The organism is Lelliottia sp. CFBP8978 (genome assembly GCF_034046055.2).
Lineage (GTDB): Bacteria > Pseudomonadota > Gammaproteobacteria > Enterobacterales > Enterobacteriaceae > Enterobacter.
In genome coordinates this window covers 2,744,645-2,764,362 of sequence record NZ_CM188253.1, presented here as the reverse complement: position 1 = coordinate 2,764,362, position 19,718 = coordinate 2,744,645, and the positions used below count along the sequence as shown (strand labels likewise).

The 19,718-nt window shown below is 45.4% G+C and carries 19 protein-coding genes; 11 read left to right on the top strand and 8 right to left on the bottom strand.

The features are described from left to right. The first annotated feature begins 1 nt into the window (after nt 1). From SOM82_RS13115 to ugd, 10 genes are all read left to right on the top strand, one after another. Nucleotides 2-1,123, top strand: coding sequence for a hypothetical protein (locus SOM82_RS13115; protein WP_501083529.1), 1,122 nt, complete (start codon nt 2-4; stop codon nt 1,121-1,123). Further along, entirely contained in the window at nt 1,116-2,276 is a 1,161-nt protein-coding gene (locus tag SOM82_RS13110; protein ID WP_320459838.1) for a glycosyltransferase, read from the top strand. Before SOM82_RS13115 ends, SOM82_RS13110 begins: the two co-directional genes overlap by 8 nt. Then, nucleotides 2,276-3,427 (top strand): glycosyltransferase, encoded by a 1,152-nt coding sequence (locus tag SOM82_RS13105; protein WP_320459839.1) that lies wholly within the window; start codon nt 2,276-2,278, stop codon nt 3,425-3,427. The genes SOM82_RS13110 and SOM82_RS13105 overlap by 1 nt, the downstream gene beginning before the upstream one ends. Before the next feature lie 14 nt (nt 3,428-3,441). Continuing rightward, nucleotides 3,442-4,476, top strand: coding sequence for a UDP-N-acetylglucosamine 4,6-dehydratase/5-epimerase (gene fnlA / locus SOM82_RS13100; RefSeq protein WP_154129020.1), 1,035 nt, complete (start codon nt 3,442-3,444; stop codon nt 4,474-4,476). A 1-nt stretch (nt 4,477) separates the two neighbouring features. After that, nucleotides 4,478-5,584, top strand: a complete 1,107-nt coding sequence (gene wbjC / locus SOM82_RS13095; RefSeq protein WP_320459840.1) for a UDP-2-acetamido-2,6-beta-L-arabino-hexul-4-ose reductase — start codon at nt 4,478-4,480, stop codon at nt 5,582-5,584. After that, nucleotides 5,581-6,711 carry a non-hydrolyzing UDP-N-acetylglucosamine 2-epimerase gene (gene wecB / locus SOM82_RS13090; protein WP_320459841.1) on the top strand — a complete coding sequence of 377 codons (1,131 nt, stop codon included), beginning with the start codon at nt 5,581-5,583 and terminating at the stop codon, nt 6,709-6,711. The genes wbjC and wecB overlap by 4 nt, the downstream gene beginning before the upstream one ends. Then, nucleotides 6,711-7,946: a glycosyltransferase family 4 protein gene (locus SOM82_RS13085; RefSeq protein WP_320459842.1), complete on the top strand. Its 1,236-nt coding sequence runs from the start codon at nt 6,711-6,713 to the stop codon at nt 7,944-7,946. The genes wecB and SOM82_RS13085 overlap by 1 nt, the downstream gene beginning before the upstream one ends. Continuing rightward, nucleotides 7,915-8,319, top strand: coding sequence for a WbuC family cupin fold metalloprotein (locus SOM82_RS13080; protein ID WP_320459843.1), 405 nt, complete (start codon nt 7,915-7,917; stop codon nt 8,317-8,319). Before SOM82_RS13085 ends, SOM82_RS13080 begins: the two co-directional genes overlap by 32 nt. A 182-nt stretch (nt 8,320-8,501) precedes the next feature. Then, nucleotides 8,502-9,908: an NADP-dependent phosphogluconate dehydrogenase gene (gene gnd, locus SOM82_RS13075; RefSeq protein WP_320459844.1), complete on the top strand. Its 1,407-nt coding sequence runs from the start codon at nt 8,502-8,504 to the stop codon at nt 9,906-9,908. A 253-nt stretch (nt 9,909-10,161) separates the two neighbouring features. Continuing rightward, the gene (ugd, locus tag SOM82_RS13070) at nt 10,162-11,328 is read left to right on the top strand and encodes a UDP-glucose 6-dehydrogenase (protein WP_320459845.1); all 1,167 of its coding nucleotides are present in this window, start codon (nt 10,162-10,164) and stop codon (nt 11,326-11,328) included. 55 nt (nt 11,329-11,383) lie between these two features. Here ugd and SOM82_RS13065 read toward each other — a convergent pair whose 3' ends face one another. Then, complete coding sequence (locus tag SOM82_RS13065) at nt 11,384-12,388, bottom strand: NAD-dependent epimerase (protein ID WP_320459846.1); 1,005 nt, start codon at nt 12,386-12,388, stop codon at nt 11,384-11,386. A 195-nt stretch (nt 12,389-12,583) separates the two neighbouring features. On the opposite strand from SOM82_RS13065, the gene wzzB reads away from it, so the two are divergent. Further along, the gene (wzzB, locus tag SOM82_RS13060) at nt 12,584-13,564 is read left to right on the top strand and encodes an LPS O-antigen chain length determinant protein WzzB (protein ID WP_320459847.1); all 981 of its coding nucleotides are present in this window, start codon (nt 12,584-12,586) and stop codon (nt 13,562-13,564) included. A gap of 36 nt (nt 13,565-13,600) precedes the next feature. Here the strand turns inward: wzzB and hisIE are convergent, their stop codons facing one another. From hisIE to hisD, 7 genes are read right to left on the bottom strand one after another with little or no spacing between them, the layout of a single operon-like run. Next, nucleotides 13,601-14,212, bottom strand: a complete 612-nt coding sequence (hisIE, locus tag SOM82_RS13055) for a bifunctional phosphoribosyl-AMP cyclohydrolase/phosphoribosyl-ATP diphosphatase HisIE (RefSeq protein ID WP_320459848.1) — start codon at nt 14,210-14,212, stop codon at nt 13,601-13,603. Then, a complete protein-coding gene (gene hisF, locus SOM82_RS13050; RefSeq protein WP_320459849.1) occupies nt 14,206-14,982 on the bottom strand; it encodes an imidazole glycerol phosphate synthase subunit HisF in 777 nt (258 codons plus the stop codon). The genes hisIE and hisF overlap by 7 nt, the downstream gene beginning before the upstream one ends. Continuing rightward, nucleotides 14,964-15,701, bottom strand: coding sequence for a 1-(5-phosphoribosyl)-5-[(5-phosphoribosylamino)methylideneamino]imidazole-4-carboxamide isomerase (gene hisA / locus SOM82_RS13045; RefSeq protein WP_320459850.1), 738 nt, complete (start codon nt 15,699-15,701; stop codon nt 14,964-14,966). Before hisA ends, hisF begins: the two co-directional genes overlap by 19 nt. Next, nucleotides 15,701-16,291, bottom strand: coding sequence for an imidazole glycerol phosphate synthase subunit HisH (hisH, locus tag SOM82_RS13040; protein ID WP_154129008.1), 591 nt, complete (start codon nt 16,289-16,291; stop codon nt 15,701-15,703). The genes hisA and hisH overlap by 1 nt, the downstream gene beginning before the upstream one ends. Then, nucleotides 16,291-17,358, bottom strand: a complete 1,068-nt coding sequence (gene hisB / locus SOM82_RS13035) for a bifunctional histidinol-phosphatase/imidazoleglycerol-phosphate dehydratase HisB (protein ID WP_320459851.1) — start codon at nt 17,356-17,358, stop codon at nt 16,291-16,293. The genes hisH and hisB overlap by 1 nt, the downstream gene beginning before the upstream one ends. Then, on the bottom strand, nt 17,355-18,416 hold the full coding sequence (gene hisC, locus SOM82_RS13030) for a histidinol-phosphate transaminase (protein WP_320459852.1): 1,062 nt from the start codon (nt 18,414-18,416) through the stop codon (nt 17,355-17,357). The genes hisB and hisC overlap by 4 nt, the downstream gene beginning before the upstream one ends. Beyond that, nucleotides 18,413-19,717, bottom strand: coding sequence for a histidinol dehydrogenase (gene hisD, locus SOM82_RS13025; RefSeq protein WP_320459853.1), 1,305 nt, complete (start codon nt 19,715-19,717; stop codon nt 18,413-18,415). Before hisD ends, hisC begins: the two co-directional genes overlap by 4 nt. Nucleotide 19,718 lies beyond the last annotated feature (1 nt).

Here is a 19,718-nt window from a genome sequence, read left to right as displayed (position 1 = left end):
TATGGAAATTAACCATCAGAACAAATCCATTATAATATTCAAATATTATCTCTTTATAATATTCTGCATGTCCTGTTTTATTTATTTTTGGCTGTTTGCATATGATACAGGGTTCACTTATGAACCAATTAAAGGGTGGCTCAATCCCGTAAATATCCATGATCATTATGTTTACCTTAGCTATATTGATGAGATAGAAAAAACTGGTGATTGGGTAACATTATCTGGATTGAATAATAACTTTGGCATATCTCTCGTATATTATTGTATTCATACTATTCTTGAACAAATAGATCTAGAACTCAATTATGAGACGCTGGCATTGGTTGTTAACCTGATTATTATGATGTATGCAATGAGAGTTTATTCGTCGATTATATATAAACTCGGATTAAACCCAGTCTGGACACTCACTTTTTTTGTTATGTCCCCACTTTTGTATTTCGCCCAACTTATCAATAAAGACTCATTCACTATATTAATAATTTTACTTGCCATAAACTATTCGATAAGTAAACAATGGAGACAATTTTTCATTTTAACCATATTATCAATGTTAATTCGATTTCAATTGCCTGCGTTACTTTTATTATATTTATTTTTTGTAGTTGGTAAAAAAAATCATGTATTAAAATTCATTTGTGTTTATATTTTTCTGTCGTTGATGAATGGTGTGCTGGCAAAGTATCAAATTGATTTCTTTAATGAATCAACACTGTCAGATGGTATGAGTTACTTGGTTTATAGCCTAAATACAAAATATTATATCGGCTCACTATTGCTAAATCCTGTACGTGCAATTCAATATATTCATGATGCATTAATCTCATTCGATTTTATAAATGGTGAAGTGATAGATGTAGGCAGAATGAAAAATATTCCTCAGGTCATCTTCCTGTTGCTTCTTTCACCATTTTTGATAAACGTCATCCTGAATTATCGTTTTTACATGGGAAAAAAAGAGAAGTATCTACTTGCTATGATCAATGCATTCTTTGGTATTTGGCTATTTAACCCAACAATAAATTTAAGATACTTTATTCTCTTTTTCCCAATCCTACAGATATTGGGTATCTGCATGTATATAAATTATAGGAAAAGAGGGAGTTTAATTAATGGATAGTTTGTCAGTATTTTATACAGGTATGTTTAGGTTTCCTGATAAAGACGCTGCTGGTAAGCGAGTGCTAAATATCGCAAAAACTATCGAAAAATTTAATGATTGCGAAAACATAATAATTGGTGGTTGGGAACAAGGAACAACTAAAGAGACATCGTTGACCAGAAAGATCTCCCATTTATCATTTTCATTGTTGGATAAAAAACGCGACTCGAAATTTAAAAAATTATTCGGTTTTTTATTTATGGGAATAACAATAATTCCGTGGATGTTTAGAAAAAGAGATCGATTTACACATATTGTTCTTTATAACACACCTTTTGTTTTTACAGTGGCATGTGTAATTATGAGCTATTTATTTAATAAAAAGCTGGTGCTAGACTCAACGGAATGGTATGAAAGCGAGCATATCATCGGCGGAAGTTACGGTCCGGCGTCAATTGAAAATTGGTTCCGCATGCGCTTGGCATATCCATTAGTCAGAAATGTTATTGCTATTTCAAGTTTTCTTGAGCATTACTATCAACAAAAAAAAATACATGTAATTAAAGTCCCTCCACTTGCTGATGAAAACAATACTATTAGATCGAGTAATAAAACCGGTGATTATGATGTGACTTTTATGTATGCGGGTTCGCCGGGCAAAAAAGATCGACTCGATTTATTTATATATGATTTGCTGAGTAATAAGGAAATAGATATCTCGATAAGGTTTTATATCGCTGGAATAACAAAAGATGACTTTTTAGAACAATACCCAGCATGTAATATTAATAACAATATTCTTGATACTATATGCGTTTTTTTAGGTCGTTTAAAAATGTCTGAAGTTATAGATTATTATAAAAAAATTGACTACTGCGTCTTCTTTAGGGAACACAAACGCTACGCTCTAGCAGGTTTTCCTTCAAAATATGTTGAAGCACTATCACATGGAGTTCCAGTTATAACAAATGGGGTGGGGGATATTGTGGATGATTTTCCAGAAACCGGTATTTTATTCCAGCCAGGGAAAGACAATATTAACCAATTGATTGAGAATGCTTTCGATAATAAAATACGGTTCCGGCACAGTATTGCAAATATTTTTGACAATAAGTATTCAATTAAAGCCAACGTTGAAAGGTTACATATGTTCTTTAGGCAAGCTAAGTAATGGATAATACCAATAAATTTGATATAGTATTTAATTGCTCAACCAATGTAGTTGGTGGTGGCATCCAGAATAGTGTGAATTTTATCAATCATGTTTTCATGAATAATGGCTTTAACTTACAATGGTATTTTTTGCTGAGCCCACAAGTTTTTGATCAAGTTAGGCATCTGATGCAAGACGGGACATTTTATGTAGCATACAAATCCCCAGCATCATCACTAATTACTCGCAGAGAGATTTTAAAACTAGTAAAGAGGTTAATGCCAAAGCTTGTATATACCTCAGCAGGGCCTGCATATATTTCTTTTCCTGTGCGACATATTTTGGGCTGTAGTAACCCTTATATACTGGGAGCTTCGAATTATGCATATAAATTATATGGGAATTATGTTGAACAGTTCAAGCGAAGACTAAAAACAATTTATCAGAGAAAAGAAATAAAGAAAGCTGATGTATGGATTGTTCAAACTGAGTCATCAGAAAAGAGTTTACATATGATCGTCGGTGCCAGTGCACCGATCCATGTAATTTATAATTCCGTCTCAGAAGAGTTTATAGAATATCTCAATACTATAAATATTGACGCTTACGAAATCGAATCTCAATCTACAGTAAAGAAAATATTAGTTCCAACTGCATACTACAAACATAAAGATCTCGAGAAAATTCCTCATGTAATTTCATTGTTACAAAAAAAATATGGTTATGAAGTTGATGTGATTTTTACAGTTCAATCTCAGTGTGATTATGAAAGCATTGTAGCGATCGCTCGAAAACTTAATGTTGAATCTTCTTTTATTAATATTGGAGCATTTCAACATAAAGACGCTTTAGCTATTTATAAGCAGTATGATGTGATTTTACAGCCAAGTGCACTTGAGGTGTTTTCAACCAGTTATATTGAAGCCATGGCCACCTTGAAACCATTAGTTGTGCCGCGGTTTGACTTTTCAGAATCAATATGTGGGAATTATGCCTATTACTATACAAGTGATGATATGAATAGTTATGCAGATACATTATATGCTGCGTTAGAAGATATTGATATTGAGAGTAGATACGTGAAGGCTATTAGTATTGTCTCAAAGTATGGTTCTCAAGAACGTCGTGTAGATAAGATAATGTCTTTGGTTAAAGAATATATAGCGTGAGAATAGGGAAAAAAATGTTTAAAGATAGAGTGTTGTTAATTACAGGTGGTACAGGTTCCTTCGGTAATGCTGTATTGAATCGATTTCTTGATACAGACATTAAAGAAATTAGGATTTTTTCGCGTGATGAAAAAAAACAAGATGATATGCGAAAAAAATATAACAGCCCAAAGCTTAAATTTTATATTGGTGATGTTCGAGATTATGGAAGTATCTTAAATGCATCTCGCGGAGTTGATTTTATTTATCATGCGGCTGCTTTGAAACAGGTACCTTCATGTGAATTTCACCCGATGGAAGCAGTGAAAACTAATGTACTAGGTACAGAAAATATTCTTGAAGCTGCAATTACAAATGCGGTCAAAAAAGTTGTTTGCCTAAGTACTGACAAAGCCGTATATCCGATCAATGCCATGGGAATTTCTAAGGCAATGATGGAAAAAGTGATGGTTGCTAAATCTCGAAATGTTGATAGTAGTAAAACGGTTATTTGTGGCACTCGTTACGGTAATGTCATGGCGTCTCGAGGCTCAGTAATTCCATTGTTTGTGGATTTAATTCGGGCCGGAGAACCTTTGACAATTACCGATCCGAATATGACCCGTTTTATGATGACGCTTGAAGATGCAGTTGACTTGGTGCTTTATGCGTTTGAGCATGGTAATAATGGAGATATTTTTGTCCAGAAGGCTCCAGCAGCGACCATTGAAACTCTCGCTATCGCATTGAAAGATTTATTAGGTGTGCCTGAACACTCCATAAATGTTATTGGAACACGTCATGGCGAAAAATTGTATGAGGCATTGCTGAGTCGTGAAGAAATGATTGCTTGTGTTGATATGGGTGATTACTATCGAGTTCCACCGGATTTACGCGATTTAAATTATGGGAAATATGTAGAGCAGGGTGATCGTCGTATATCTGAAGTTGAAGATTATAACTCTCATAATACTCATCGCCTTGATGTTGAAGGTATGAAAAAATTACTATTGAAACTGGCTTTTATAAGAGCACTTCGTGCTGGTGAAAAATTCGAACTGGATTCATAATATGAAAATATTGATAACTGGTGCGGATGGTTTCATTGGCCGAAATCTTTGTACTATGCTTAATGATAAAGGATTTGATGATCTTATAAAAATCGACCGTGCGTCTTCAAAAAAAGAACTGCATGCAGGGCTATACCAAGCAGATTTTATTTACCATCTCGCTGGCGTTAATCGGCCACAAACTGACTCGGAATTTTTTGAGGGGAATTTTAATCTCACCCAAGAAATCATTGATACTCTTGAGGAAAACAATAAAAATACACCTATTATGCTTAGTTCCTCAATACAGGCTGAGCGTGATAATGCTTATGGGATAAGTAAAGCACAAGCGGAAAAATGTGTTGAAGTATATGGGTTAAAAAATAATGCACAATTTTACATCTATCGTTTCCCAAACGTTTTTGGAAAATGGTGCCGGCCAAATTATAACTCTTTCGTTGCAACTTTTTGCCATAATATCTCTCAGGGTCATGATATTCAAATAAATGACCAAAATGCTGAAGTTACGTTAATATATATTGATGATTTATGCCAGGATTTAATTTCGTTGCTTGATAAGACCTCGGTTTCGGGTTACAGGAAAATATTACCAGAATATAATGTCACGGTTGGTGAAGTCGCTACTTTATTGCATACTTTTAAAAATAGTCGTTCAACTCTTATTACGGAAGACGTTGGTATAGGATTTACTCGAGCCCTTTACTCCACATGGCTCAGCTACTTTAGACCAGAACAGTTCACATACCCTGTTGCATCATACGCTGACGCTCGTGGTGTTTTTTGTGAGATGTTAAAGACGAAAAGTGCTGGCCAGTTTTCATTTTTTACGGCGCATCCCGGAATCACCAGAGGGGGTCATTATCATCATACTAAAAATGAGAAATTCTTAGTTTTAAAGGGTAGAGCATGCTTTAAGTTTGAAAATATCCAAACCGGTGAAAAATACCAGGTTGACGTTAGTAGTGACAATTATCAAATCGTGGAAACAGTACCTGGATGGTCTCACGATGTGACAAATATTGGTGAAGAAGAACTTCTTGTTATGCTTTGGGCGAATGAAATTTTCGATCGTGAAGCACCGGATACAATAGCGAGACCTTTAAAATGAAAAAATTGAAAGTGATGACTGTTGTCGGAACACGACCAGAAATTATCCGCCTTTCTCGTGTTTTGTCCAAACTCGACCAATACTGCGAACATATTTTGGTTCATACCGGTCAAAATTATGATTTTGAATTGAATCAAATTTTTTTCAACGATTTGGGTGTGCGCAAACCCGACCATTTTCTTGATGCCGCAGGCGAGAGTGCAGCAGAAACAATAGGTCAGGTTATTATTAAAGTCGATAAAACATTGCAGATTGAAAAACCTGACGCGATGTTGATCCTTGGTGACACTAACTCATGTATATCTGCAATTCCTGCAAAAAGGCGTAAAATTCCTATTTTCCATATGGAAGCTGGTAATCGCTGTTTTGATCAGAGAGTTCCGGAAGAAACAAATCGGCGTATTGTTGACCACACTGCTGATATTAATTTAACCTACAGTACTATTGCACGCAATTATTTGTTGGCTGAAGGAATTCCTGCGGATCGGATTATTAAAACTGGTAGCCCGATGTATGAAGTGCTGAGCTATTATATGCCACAGATTGACCGTTCGGATATACTTATTCGTCTCGGATTAGAAAAAGAGAAGTTTTTCGTTGTTAGCGCACATCGTGAAGAAAATGTTGATTCTCCACGTCAATTAAAGAAACTTGCTGATTCACTTAATGCCGTTGCAGAAAAATATAACCTGCCTGTTATCGTTTCTACACATCCACGTACGCGAAATCGTATCAATGAAGCTGGAATTGAATTTAACTCACATATTCAGTTACTGAAGCCACTAGGCTTCCATGACTATAATCATTTGCAAAAAAATGCGCGAGCGGTGTTATCTGATAGTGGAACTATCACTGAAGAATCTTCCATAATGAACTTCCCGGCTTTGAATATTCGTGAAGCACACGAACGTCCAGAGGGATTTGAAGAAGCTTCTGTTATGATGGTGGGCCTGGAGACCGAGCGAGTATTACAAGCTCTTGAAATTTTGGAATCTCAACCACGCGGCGAGGAACGTTTGTTGCGTCAAGTGTCTGATTATAGTATGCCTAATGTATCTGACAAAATTGTTAGAATTATTCATTCATACACAGATTATGTGAAACGTGTTGTTTGGAAAGATTATTAATGAAACTTGCATTAATCATTGATGATTACCTGCCCTCGAGTACGAGGGTGGGGGCGAAAATGTTTCATGAATTAGCTTTGGAATTGCAATCACATGGTCATACCATCACTGTTATTACACCAGAATGTTGTCAGGTAAAAACATTAATGATAGATGACCTGGATGGCATAACAGTATGGCGTTTTAAAAGTGGCCCGCTTAAAGATGTTGGGCGTATACATAGGGCAATTAATGAAACTTTACTGTCAACAAAAGCATGGAAATCCGTTCAGCATTTAATCTCGGGAAACAGTTTCGATGGTATTGTCTATTATTCTCCAACTATTTTTTGGGGAGGGCTGGTACATAAGATAAAACATCGCTGCAGATGCCCTGCTTATCTCGTCCTGCGTGATATGTTTCCACAGTGGGTGATTGATGCCGGTATTATCAAAGAGGACTCACTCGTTGACAAATATTTTCGAGTCTTTGAAAAAAAATCTTACGATCAAGCTGATTGTATCGGATTGATGTCTGATAAAAATCTTGAGGTTTTTCAAAAAAAACAATCTGGTTATAATTGTGAAATCCTTAGAAATTGGGCTAGCGTCTCACCAGTTCAGACTGATAAATATGGATGTGCAAAAAGTTTCCGTGTTCGATTATCTCTTGAAGGAAAAATCCTTTTTCTATATGGTGGTAATATTGGTCACGCTCAAGATATGGCGAATTTAATGCGCTTGGCCCGTAATATGCAAGATTATGAACAGGCACATTTTCTTTTTGTTGGTCAGGGTGATGAGGTTGAATTAATCAATAATCTTGCGCGGCAGTGGCAATTAACTAATTTTACCTATATTCCTCCGGTCAGTCAGGATGAATTTAAAGCCTTACTTACTGAAGTCGATGTGGGACTTTTTTCACTTTCACCAAAACATTCTTCACACAACTTCCCTGGGAAATTGCTTGGATATATGGTTCAATCCATACCAATCTTGGGTAGTGTCAATAATGGTAATGACCTCTCTGATTTGGTCAATAATAACTGTGCAGGTTTTATCCACATTAATGGTGAAGATGAGAAATTATTTTATTCTGCAAAACGTTTATTGATGGATCCTGAATTGCGGCATAGACTTGGAGATGGTGCAAATAAACTACTTAGGCAACAGTTCTCTGTAACTGCCGCTGCGCGTGCTATTGAAGGGAGTCTGGAGGCTGATTATGAAACTAATAGATCGTACCATACTGTCTAATTTATTTTCTAATGCCAGCCTTTCTGAAAGGCTTCGCTCACATCTTTTGTTACATACTAGCCATAACGATAAAGTTCAACGCTTATTAATAGGGTTAGTAAAGGGGAGTTACGTTGAACCTCACTTCCATGAATTATCTCACCAGTGGGAAATGTTTATTGTCATGGAAGGAGTGATTGAAGTTTGTCTATACAATGAATTCGGCGAGGTAAAACGAAAATTCATGGTAGGAGAAAACACGAATTGCTCAGTCGTCGAATTTTCTCCCGGCGACATACATAGTGTTGAGTGTATCTCTGAAAAAGCTTTAATGATGGAAGTTAAAGAGGGGCCTTTTGACTCTAATAATGCAAAATCTTTTCCCCGTTGGTAGCAAGATAGAGGATGTCCAATTCCTTTAAATATCATTAATTTTAATGGTATCTTTCATGAGTTACATACAATTAATAATTAAAAGCATCTTACGCTATCCTACTTGCATTAAACTGAGTTAACATCTTCAAAACATTCAAGCCGCGCATAAGTTGCGGTGACCACCCCTGACAGGAGTATGTAATGTCCAAACAACAGATCGGCGTTGTCGGTATGGCAGTGATGGGGCGCAACCTGGCGCTCAATATCGAAAGTCGTGGTTATACCGTCTCCGTTTTCAACCGTTCCCGTGAAAAAACCGAAGAAGTGATTGCCGAGAACCCGGGCAAGAAACTGGTTCCCTTCTATACGGTACAGGAGTTTGTTGAATCCCTTGAAACGCCGCGTCGTATCCTGTTAATGGTGAAAGCAGGCGCTGGCACAGATGCTGCCATCGATTCCCTGAAGCCGTATCTGGATAAAGGCGACATCATTATTGATGGCGGTAACACCTTCTTCCACGACACCATTCGTCGTAACCGTGAACTCTCAGCTGAAGGTTTCAACTTCATCGGTACTGGCGTGTCCGGTGGTGAAGAGGGCGCTTTGAAAGGTCCATCTATCATGCCTGGCGGTCAGAAAGAAGCCTATGAGCTGGTTGCGCCGATCCTGACCAAAATCGCCGCTGTTGCTGAAGATGGCGAACCTTGCGTGACCTATATCGGTCCGGATGGTGCGGGCCACTATGTGAAAATGGTTCACAACGGTATCGAATACGGCGATATGCAGCTGATTGCTGAAGCTTATTCGTTGCTGAAGGGCGGCCTGAATCTGTCTAACGAAGAGCTGGCGCAGACTTTCACTGAGTGGAACACCGGTGAGCTGAATAGTTACCTGATCGACATCACTAAAGATATCTTCACCAAGAAAGACGAAGAAGGTAAATACCTGGTTGATGTCATTCTTGATGAAGCGGCAAACAAAGGTACCGGTAAGTGGACCAGCCAGAGCTCTCTGGATCTGGGCGAGCCACTTTCTCTGATTACTGAGTCCGTTTTTGCACGTTATATCTCTTCTCTGAAAGAGCAGCGTGTTGCAGCGTCTAAAGTGCTGTCGGGGCCGCAGGCGAAACCAGCGGGTGATAAAGCTGAGTTTGTCGAGAAAGTACGTCGTGCACTGTACCTGGGCAAAATCGTCTCTTACGCACAGGGCTTCTCTCAGCTGCGTGCCGCATCTGATGAAAACAACTGGGATCTGAATTACGGTGAGATCGCGAAGATCTTCCGCGCCGGTTGCATCATTCGCGCTCAGTTCTTGCAGAAAATCACCGATGCTTACGCTGAAAACGCGGGTATCGCTAACCTGCTGCTGGCACCATACTTCAAGAAAATTGCTGACGAATACCAGCAGGCACTGCGTGATGTCGTTGCCTATGCGGTTCAGAACGGTATCCCGGTACCCACCTTCTCTGCAGCGGTAGCATATTACGATAGCTACCGTGCAGCGGTGTTGCCTGCGAACCTGATTCAGGCGCAGCGTGACTACTTCGGCGCGCACACCTACAAGCGTACCGATAAAGAAGGTGTGTTCCACACCGAATGGCTGGATTAATCTGATTTAACTCAGTCTCATAGATAAGCCCGGCGAGTGACGCCGGGCTTTTTTATTGCGCCCATCCCTGTCTTTTCTTGCTTTGCAAAACCACATCGGTCAAATGCAGGATAAATCACTCTTTTTACCCGCTCCAGCAGCAAGGGCTTTGCCTTGACAGCGCATAAACATAAGAGGTAAAAACCTCAACAGTTGTTTATTGCGGTGGCGTTGCTGATGCCTCCTGACACTCATACTTGAAGAAGTTGAACGAATGAAAATTACAATCTCCGGAACAGGCTATGTCGGTCTCTCTAACGGTATTCTGATTGCGCAGCACCATGAAGTGGTCGCGCTGGATATCGTGCAGGCCAAAGTGGATATGCTAAATCAAAAGATCTCACCGATTGCTGATAAAGAGATCGAGGATTATCTGGCCAATAAGCCGCTTAACTTCCGCGCAACGACCGACAAAGAAGACGCTTACCGCGGTGCAGATTATGTGATTATCGCCACCCCAACGGATTATGATCCGAAGACCAACTACTTCAATACCTCCAGCGTAGAAGCCGTCATTAAAGACGTCATCTCACTTAACCCGAATGCGGTGATGATCATCAAATCAACCATCCCGGTCGGGTTCACCCAGTCGATTAAAGAGAGGCTGGGTATTGATAACGTGATCTTCTCTCCAGAATTCCTGCGTGAAGGCAAGGCGCTTTACGACAACCTGTATCCATCGCGTATTGTTATTGGTGAGCGTTCCGAACGTGCGGAACGCTTTGCGGCGCTGTTGCAGGAGGGGGCGATCAAGAAAGACATTGATGTGCTGTTCACCGATACCACTGAAGCTGAGGCTATCAAGCTCTTCGCCAATACCTTTCTGGCGATGCGCGTTGCCTTCTTTAATGAGCTGGACAGCTACGCGGAGAGCCTGGGTCTGAACACCAAACAGATCATCGAAGGTGTTTGTCTGGACCCGCGTATTGGCAATCACTACAACAATCCATCCTTCGGGTATGGTGGTTACTGCCTGCCAAAAGATACCAAACAGCTACTGGCAAACTATCAGACGGTGCCTAACAACCTGATTTCCGCGATTGTGGAAGCGAACCGTACGCGCAAAGATTTTATCTCTGACTCCATTCTGGCGCGCCAGCCCAAAGTAGTCGGTGTTTATCGTCTGATTATGAAGAGTGGTTCGGATAATTTCCGCGCCTCTTCCATTCAGGGGATCATGAAGCGTATTAAGGCGAAAGGCGTGCAGGTCATTATTTATGAGCCAGCGATGAAAGAAGATGAGTTCTTCCATTCACGCGTGGTTCGTGACCTGAATGCGTTCAAGAACGAAGCGGATGTGATTATCTCTAACCGTATGGCAGAAGAGCTGGCGGATGTGGCGGATAAAGTCTATACCCGCGATCTGTTCGGAAGTGATTAAGCTTTGTTGCTAAACGCATCGAGAAAATGCCCGGCACTGCCGGGCATTGTTGTTTTTAAGCCTTGTAGAAGTCACGGTACCAGTCGACGAAATTCTTCACGCCTTCTTTGACAGACGTCTGAGGTTTAAAGCCAATCACTTCGTACAGCGCTTTCGTGTCGGCGCTGGTCTCCAGCACATCGCCTGGCTGAATTGGCATCATATTTTTGTCTGCCTCGGTGCCTAATGCTTCTTCCAGTGCGGTGATGTAATCCATCAGCTCGACCGGTGAGCTGTTACCGATGTTATAAACCCGGTACGGGGCAGAACTGGTTGCCGGCGTACCTTCTTCCACCGTCCAGTTGGCATCAGCCTGCGGAATAACGTCCTGCAGACGAATAATGGCTTCAGCGATGTCATCAATATAGGTGAAATCGCGCTTCATTTTGCCATAGTTATAGACGTCAATGCTTTTGCCTTCGAGCATCGCTTTAGTGAATTTAAACAGCGCCATATCCGGGCGGCCCCATGGCCCATACACCGTAAAGAAACGCAGACCAGTGGTTGGAAGTTGGTAAAGATGGGAGTAGGTATGCGACATCAACTCATTGGCCTTTTTCGTGGCCGCATAGAGCGACACCGGATGGTCTACTGAATCATCGGTAGAAAAAGGCATTTTACGGTTAAGTCCGTAAACGGAGCTGGAAGAGGCATACAGAAGATGCTGAACCTTGTTGTGACGACAGCCTTCCAGCACGTTCAGGTGACCGATAAGATTAGCATCTGCGTAAGCGTGTGGATTATCCAGCGAGTAACGTACCCCAGCCTGAGCGGCCAAATGGATGACGCGATCAAATTTCTCGTCAGCAAACAGTGTCGCCATTCCTTCGCGATCGGCGAGATCGAGTTTGTGGAACGTGAAATTCTCAGATGTCAGCAAATCCAGTCGAGCAAGTTTAAGACTGACATCGTAATAGTCGTTAAGGTTGTCAATTCCGACAACGTGATGTCCGGCATCCAAAAGACGCTTGCTGACGTGGGAGCCAATAAAGCCTGCTGCACCGGTGACCAGAAATTTCATATCCATCCTCTGTAAAAAATCAAAATCGCTATCTCTATAGCCTAAATTGTATGATGCTAATCATACCCCGATGTACAAAGTATGCAAAACTTCACCAGTCACCAGATAACTCATCGGATTCTTATAGAAAAATTGTACACAAGCGATACACTAGGCAAATAACATTTCTGCCAATTTTTACCCCCTAAGGATTGTATGTCCCAGAACAACAATAATGTGGTCAGCAGTCGAAATGACCCGGAGCAAATTGATTTAATTGATTTAGTGATGCAGCTTTGGCGTGGCAAGTGGACGATTGCGGTGTTTGTCGCTATCACGATTGTGTTTGCTGGGGTGTATTTAGCCACTGCAAAAGAGAAATGGACCTCTACTGCAATTATCACTCAGCCTGATGCCGCGCAAATCGCAACTTACACTACAGCTCTTAATAATCTCTATGGCGAGAAAGCGCCAATCATGAGCGATATTCAACTGCGCGTTGTGGGACGTTTTAACTCTGCGTTTTCCGCATTGGCGCAGTCTCTCGATAATCAGGATGTACCTGAAAAGCTGACCATTGAACCTGCCGTTAAGGGGCAACCATTGCCTCTGAATGTGACTTATGCGGGTGAGACTGCTGAAGCGGCGCAGAAACAACTGGCGCAGTTTATTCAGCAGATTGACGAGCAGACGGCAAAAGAACTTGGTGTCGACCTCAAAGACAATATCAAGCAGCAAATCACCACGTTAAACGCCTCCCTGCAAAACCAGGAAAAAGTGGCTCGGGAACAAAAAGAACTCCGTATTCAGCAGATTGCTGAGGCTCTGAAATATGCGCAGGCGGCGAAAATTGCTTCGCCACAGATTCAGCAAACGGAGGATGTCACCCAGGACACTATGTTCCTGCTGGGCAGCGCAGCGCTGGAATCTATGATTCAGAACGAATCAACGCGACCTCTGGTCTTTTTACCGACTTACTACGAGACAAAACAAAATTTGCTGGATATTCAGAATCTTAATGTGAATCCTTCCACTATCCATGCATATCGCTATGTGATGAAGCCTGATTTGCCGATTCGTCGTGACAGTCCGAAAAAATCGATTACCCTAATTCTGGCGGTTCTGCTGGGCGGGATTATCGGATCTGGCGTGGTGTTGGGTCGTAATGCGTTGCGCAATTATAAACCGAGAGCTTGATCGTATGAAAATAGACCGGGTCTCCCCGGTCTTTTTTTATTTATGGCGTTTGCGTAAATTGTCGATGACGGCGGTTAAATCCAGATCTTGATCCTGAAGCAGAACCATCAGGTGATACATCAAATCAGAGGCTTCATTCGTCAGCTCCTCGCGATCGTTCACGGTTGCTGCCAGCGCCGTTTCAACCCCTTCTTCCCCAACTTTCTGCGCAATTCGTTTCGTGCCGCTGGCGTATAATTTTGCGGTATATGAGCTTTCAGGATCGGCATTTTTGCGTTCGGCAAGCAGTTGTTCCAGCTGATAAAGGAACAGCCACTGATGGCTGGCGTCGCCAAAACAGCTGCTGGTCCCCAGATGACAGGTCGGGCCAACAGGTTTCGCCAGCACCAGCAGTGTGTCATGGTCGCAATCAGGGGTCACACTGACGACATTCAGGAAATGACCGGAAGATTCGCCTTTGGTCCATAAACGCTGCTTAGTGCGTGAGAAAAAGGTGACTTTCTTGCTTTCGAGCGTTGTGTCCAGCGCATCCTGGTTCATGTAGCCCAGCATAAGTACTTCACCAGATACTGCGTGCTGTACAACCACCGGCATTAATCCGTCAGTTTTTTCCCAGTCCAGCTGGGCCCGTTGTTGCTCAGTTAACATACCCTAATCTCCACGCCCTGCGTTGCCAGGTACGTTTTTAACTCGCCAATATTGATAATTTGTTTGTGGAATACCGATGCTGCCAGCGCACCGTCGACGTCAGCATCCCGAAACGCTTCCAGAAAATGCTCCATCGTTCCGGCTCCGCCCGAGGCAATCAGCGGCACACGACACACCGCGCGGACTTTTTTGAGTTGCTCAAGATCGTAGCCATTACGGACACCATCCTGATTCATCATATTCAGCACGATTTCACCCGCGCCGCGTTTTTGCACTTCCTGCACCCAGTCCAGCGTCTCCCACTGTGTTACGCGCGTACGATTTTCATCGCCAGTGTATTGATTGACGTGGTATTTGCCGGTACTGGCGTCATACCAGGTATCAATGCCGACCACGATACACTGCACGCCAAAGCGATCGGCGAGACGGGTAATCAGCTCCGGATCGGCCAGGGCAGGGGAGTTAATGGAAATTTTGTCCGCACCGAAGGAGAGTATTTTTGCCGCGTCTTCCGCAGATTTAATGCCACCCGCCACGCAGAACGGAATATCAATCACTTCAGCCACGCGCGCAACCCAGCTTTTGTCCACCACGCGGCCATCGCTGGATGCGGTAATATCATAAAACACCAGTTCGTCTGCGCCTTCTTCGGCATAACGTTTCGCCAGAGGAACGATATCACCAATGATTTCGTGATTACGGAACTGCACGCCTTTCACCACCTGACCATCACGCACGTCAAGACAGGGGATTATCCGTTTTGCCAGCATTGAATCGCCTCCGTTACAGTAAACTTTTCTTCCAGTAAGGCGCGTCCAACGATGACCCCGCGCACTCCTGTGCCACGCAGCGCGGCAATATCGGCTAAATCACCAATGCCGCCGGATGACTGGAATGCCACCTGCGGGTAACGCGCACAAACGTCTTTGTACAATGCGACATTTGAGCCTGTCAGCGTGCCGTCGCGCGAAATATCCGTGCACAGCACATGCTTCAGGCCGACGGGCAGGTAGATATCGACCAGTTCTTCCAGCGTTACGCCGGAGTTTTCCTGCCAGCCGCTGACCGCAACCTGCTTATTGCCGTGTTCGTCAATGCGCACATCCAGCGCCAGAACCAGCGCCTCGGCGCCAAAACGCCTGAACCAGCCTTTGACCTGCTCAGGGTTTTTAACCGCAGTTGACCCTACCACTACACGCGCGACACCCGCTTCAAGCAGCGCGGCAACATCCTCTTCTGTACGCACGCCGCCGCCGACCTGCACAGGCACGTTGACGCCAGCCACCAGCGTTTTCAGCAGGGCGATCTGTCGTTTGGCCGGATCTTTTGCCCCGGTCAGATCGACCAGGTGTAACACTTCAGCGCCTTGCGCCGCATAATCCTGCAAACGCGGCAGCGGATCGTTGCCGTAGTCGCGCTGTTGGCCGTAATCTCCCTGATGGAGACGGACAACCGTACCGTCAATTAAATCTAATGCGGGGATAATCATCACATCTCCAGGAAGTTTTTCAGCAGTTGGGCGCCCGCCGCGCCAGAGCGCTCAGGATGGAACTGCACGCCAAAGAAATTATCTTTGTTCACGGCGGCGGTGAAGGGCTCGCCGTAATGACACTGAGCGATGGTGTAAGGGTTTACCGGCATGGCATAGCTGTGGACAAAGTAAAAATAGGCCCCGTCTTCAATCCCGCGAAACAGCCGGTCACCGGCTTTGGGATAGACCCGGTTCCAGCCCATATGCGGTAACGGCAAGCCAAAATCGGTCATCTTTGGCACATCTTCTTCAATGATACCCAGCAGATCCACGCCGTTGCTCTCTTCACTCCGGCGGCCAAGTATCTGCATACCAAGACAGATCCCCAGCACGGGCTGAGTACAGGCTTTAATCAGATCCACCAGTTCGCGCTCATGGATCTGGTCCATCGCCGCCTGGGCGGTGCCCACGCCCGGTAAAAAGAGTTTGTCGGCACGCAACACCACGTCGGGGTCGCGGCTGACCACGGGCTCATAGCCGTGGCGGGCGATGGCCGATGTCACGGAGTTCAGATTGGCGCAACCGGTATCCAGAATCACCACGTTCATCACAACACTCCTTTAGAAGAGGGCAGCGTGTCACCCTCCACGCGAATGGCCTGGCGCAGCGTACGACCGAACACCTTGAACAGGCTTTCCACGCGGTGGTGATCGTTCTTACCTTTGGTTTTCAGATGCAGCGTCACGCCCATGGTGTAAGAGAGTGAGCGGAAGAAGTGCTCTACCATTTCGGTGCTCAGATCGCCGACGCGCTGGTAATTAAATTCGGCTTTATATTCCAGGTGCGGACGTCCGGAGATATCCAGCGCGCAGCGGGCCAGGCACTCGTCCATAGGCAGGACAAAACCGAAACGATTGATGCCGCGCTTATCGCCCAGAGCCAGTTTAAGGGCCTCGCCCAGCGCCAGGCCGGTATCTTCAACGGTGTGGTGATCGTCGATATACAGGTCACCCTTCACGTTGATCTCCATGCGAAAACCGCCGTGGGTTGAAATCTGGTCGAGCATATGATCAAAAAAGCCCACGCCGGTGTGAATTTTGCTGCTGCCTTCGCGATCCAGCCAGACTTTAACGTCAATCTGGGTCTCTTTGGTATTCCGCTCAACGTGGGAGTAGCGATCGCGTTTGGTCAACTGTTCGCCAATCATCGCCCAGTTCAGCTCGGTGCGGTTAAAACGCAGACCCTGAATGCCCATATTTCCGGCCAGTTCGATATCGGTGGCGCGATCGCCGATCACATAGCTGTTGGTTTTATCCAGCTGTTCGTCAGCGAGATAGCGCTCAACCAGCTTCACTTTGGGTTTCCGGCAGTCGCAATTATCCGCCGGTAAGTGCGGGCAAATCAGCACTTCATCAAAGATGACACCCTGCGAAGTCAGGATCTGCATCATCAGGTTGTGCGGACCATCAAAATCAGCCTGCGGGAAGCTGGCGGTCCCCAGCCCGTCTTGATTGGTGATCATCACCAGCGTGTAACCTGCTTTCTGCAGTTTAAGCAGAACCGGGATCACGTCCGGTTCAAAAGCCAGTTTGTCGAAACGATCGACCTGATAATCACTCGGTGGCTCGGCAATAATCGTGCCGTCACGATCGATAAAGAGATACTTCTGGCTCATACTTTCTCCGCTTTCAGGGCGTCAATAACGCGCTGGCTCTCTTCCCGGGTGCCGACGGTGATGCGTAAACAGCCGCTCAGAGAAGGTTGTTTATTTTGGTCTCGTAAGATAATGCCCTGATCCCACAAAGATTTAAATACAGCGCTGGAGGCGGTGAAGCGCACCAGGATGTAATTGGTTTCAGAGTCGAAAACCTGTTCCACGCAAGGAATGTCTTTCAGCGCGTTGACCAGATACTGACGTTCAACCAAAATTTGCGCCACGCGTTCGCGCATGGCATTGATGCCCTGCGGTGCCAGCGCCTGGGCGGCAATATCCGCGACCGGCGTCGAGAGCGGATACGGAGCGATGACTTTCATCAGCAGGTCAATCACTTCTTGATTAGCCAGCGTAAATCCGCAGCGCAGACCGGCCAGCGCGAAGGCTTTCGACAAAGTACGTAACACCACCAGATGCGGATACTCGTCCAGCCAGCCTGCCAGAGTGGCCTGCGGACAAAACTCAATATAGGCCTCATCGGCGACCACCAGAGCTTTGCCACGGGTCAGTTCAAGCAGAGTGCGAATATCCTGCGGGTTGATAATTTGTCCGGTTGGATTGTTCGGGCTGCAGACAAAAATAACTTTCACGCCATCGAGATTATCGGAAATCGCCTGCAGATCGAGCTGCCAGTCTTCCAGCGCCAGAATATTACGACACGCTACGCCAAAGGTTTCGGCGCTGACGCTGTACATGCCGTAGGTTGGCTGACAATACAACACCGCGTCTTTACCCGGTTCGCAGAACGCACGGATCAAAAGCTCAATCCCCTCGTCAGCGCCGCGACTCACCAGCACCTGCTCGGGTTTTACGCCCGCGTACCGGGCATAATTCTCGATCACCGCTTTTGGCTGACACTCCGGATAACGGTTAAGTGTTTGTTGAGAAAGTTCAAATGTGACCGCCGTCGGAAACTCATTCGCATTCAGCCAGACATCACCGTTTCCACCCAGGCGACGAGCGGACTGATAAGGGGTCAGTCTGCGAACGTTTTCACGGGCTAATTCTTCAATGCTCATGCTTGCTCCTTCAGGGCGGCAACGCGCAGCGTCACGGCGTTTTTGTGGGCGGTCAGGCGCTCGGCGGCGGCCAGCGTTTCAATCGTTGAGGCCAGTGCGGCGAAGCCATCGCGGGACAGTTCCTGAACGGTCATACGCTTCTGGAAATCAGCCAGCCCCAGGCTTGAACAGGTAGAGGTATAGCCGTAGGTCGGCAGTACGTGGTTGGTTCCGGAGGCATAATCGCCAGCCGATTCCGGCGACCAGTCACCGAGGAACACGGAACCGGCGCTGGTGATGCTGCCGACCAGAGAACGGGCGTCGCGGGTTTGAATAATCAAATGTTCCGGTCCGTACTGGTTAGAGATGGCGATGCACTGCTCCAGCGAATTCGCCACGATCAGGCGGCTGGCGGACAGCGCCTGGCGCGCCGTTTCTGCACGCGGCAGTTCTGCCAGCTGGCGTTCAACCGCTTCGCCCACGCGTTTTGCCATGTCGGCGTCCGGCGTCAGCAAAATCACCTGCGAATCCGGACCGTGCTCGGCCTGAGAAAGCAGATCAGATGCGACAAAGTCCGGCGTCGCGCCGCTGTCGGCAATCACCAGCACTTCCGAGGGGCCCGCTGGCATGTCAATCGCCGCGCCATCCAGACGCTGGCTGACCTGGCGTTTGGCTTCAGTCACGTAGGCATTCCCTGGCCCAAAAATCTTATCGACTTTCGGTACGGATTCGGTGCCAAAAGCGAGGGCGGAGATGGCCTGCGCACCGCCCACTTTAAAGACGTCCTGCACGCCGCACAGTTTTGCCGCGTAGAGGATCTCATCGGCAATTGGCGGCGGCGAACAGAGCACCACTTTCTGACAACCGGCGATACGTGCCGGAGTGGCGAGCATTAAGACGGTAGAAAACAGCGGTGCGGACCCCCCGGGAATATACAGTCCGACGGAGGCCACCGGGCGAGTCAGCTGCTGGCAGCGTACGCCGGGCAAGGTTTCGACGTCCACCACCTGCAGTTTCTGCGCGGTGTGAAAGGTGTCGATGTTTTTGACCGCCACGGCCATCGCCTGCTTGATGTCATCGCCAAGACGGCTGCACGCGTCATCAATTTCTTGCGCCGTCACTTTCAGCGCACCGACGTCGGTTTTATCAAATTTTGCACTGTATTCACGCAGAGCCTCGTCGCCACGCGCTTTAACATTATCCAGAATCTCCGCTACGGTGCGGGTAATGCTTTCAGACGCAGAAATGGCCGGGCGCATCAGCAGCGCGCGCTGCTGCTCTTTACTGCAACTGTTCCAGTCGATGATAGTGTTGAAGCTCATG

What these genes read in the sequence shown, in the direction of transcription:
- SOM82_RS13115 (WP_501083529.1), top strand. Translation starts at nt 2, where the DNA reads ATGGAAATTAACCATCAGAACAAATCCATTATAATATTCAAATATTAT.
- SOM82_RS13110 (WP_320459838.1), top strand. Translation starts at nt 1,116, where the DNA reads ATGGATAGTTTGTCAGTATTTTATACAGGTATGTTTAGGTTTCCTGAT.
- SOM82_RS13105 (WP_320459839.1), top strand. Translation starts at nt 2,276, where the DNA reads ATGGATAATACCAATAAATTTGATATAGTATTTAATTGCTCAACCAAT.
- fnlA (WP_154129020.1), top strand. Translation starts at nt 3,442, where the DNA reads ATGTTTAAAGATAGAGTGTTGTTAATTACAGGTGGTACAGGTTCCTTC.
- wbjC (WP_320459840.1), top strand. Translation starts at nt 4,478, where the DNA reads ATGAAAATATTGATAACTGGTGCGGATGGTTTCATTGGCCGAAATCTT.
- wecB (WP_320459841.1), top strand. Translation starts at nt 5,581, where the DNA reads ATGAAAAAATTGAAAGTGATGACTGTTGTCGGAACACGACCAGAAATT.
- SOM82_RS13085 (WP_320459842.1), top strand. Translation starts at nt 6,711, where the DNA reads ATGAAACTTGCATTAATCATTGATGATTACCTGCCCTCGAGTACGAGG.
- SOM82_RS13080 (WP_320459843.1), top strand. Translation starts at nt 7,915, where the DNA reads ATGAAACTAATAGATCGTACCATACTGTCTAATTTATTTTCTAATGCC.
- gnd (WP_320459844.1), top strand. Translation starts at nt 8,502, where the DNA reads ATGTCCAAACAACAGATCGGCGTTGTCGGTATGGCAGTGATGGGGCGC.
- ugd (WP_320459845.1), top strand. Translation starts at nt 10,162, where the DNA reads ATGAAAATTACAATCTCCGGAACAGGCTATGTCGGTCTCTCTAACGGT.
- SOM82_RS13065 (WP_320459846.1), bottom strand. Translation starts at nt 12,388, where the DNA reads ATGAAATTTCTGGTCACCGGTGCAGCAGGCTTTATTGGCTCCCACGTC.
- wzzB (WP_320459847.1), top strand. Translation starts at nt 12,584, where the DNA reads ATGTCCCAGAACAACAATAATGTGGTCAGCAGTCGAAATGACCCGGAG.
- hisIE (WP_320459848.1), bottom strand. Translation starts at nt 14,212, where the DNA reads ATGTTAACTGAGCAACAACGGGCCCAGCTGGACTGGGAAAAAACTGAC.
- hisF (WP_320459849.1), bottom strand. Translation starts at nt 14,982, where the DNA reads ATGCTGGCAAAACGGATAATCCCCTGTCTTGACGTGCGTGATGGTCAG.
- hisA (WP_320459850.1), bottom strand. Translation starts at nt 15,701, where the DNA reads ATGATTATCCCCGCATTAGATTTAATTGACGGTACGGTTGTCCGTCTC.
- hisH (WP_154129008.1), bottom strand. Translation starts at nt 16,291, where the DNA reads ATGAACGTGGTGATTCTGGATACCGGTTGCGCCAATCTGAACTCCGTG.
- hisB (WP_320459851.1), bottom strand. Translation starts at nt 17,358, where the DNA reads ATGAGCCAGAAGTATCTCTTTATCGATCGTGACGGCACGATTATTGCC.
- hisC (WP_320459852.1), bottom strand. Translation starts at nt 18,416, where the DNA reads ATGAGCATTGAAGAATTAGCCCGTGAAAACGTTCGCAGACTGACCCCT.
- hisD (WP_320459853.1), bottom strand. Translation starts at nt 19,717, where the DNA reads ATGAGCTTCAACACTATCATCGACTGGAACAGTTGCAGTAAAGAGCAG.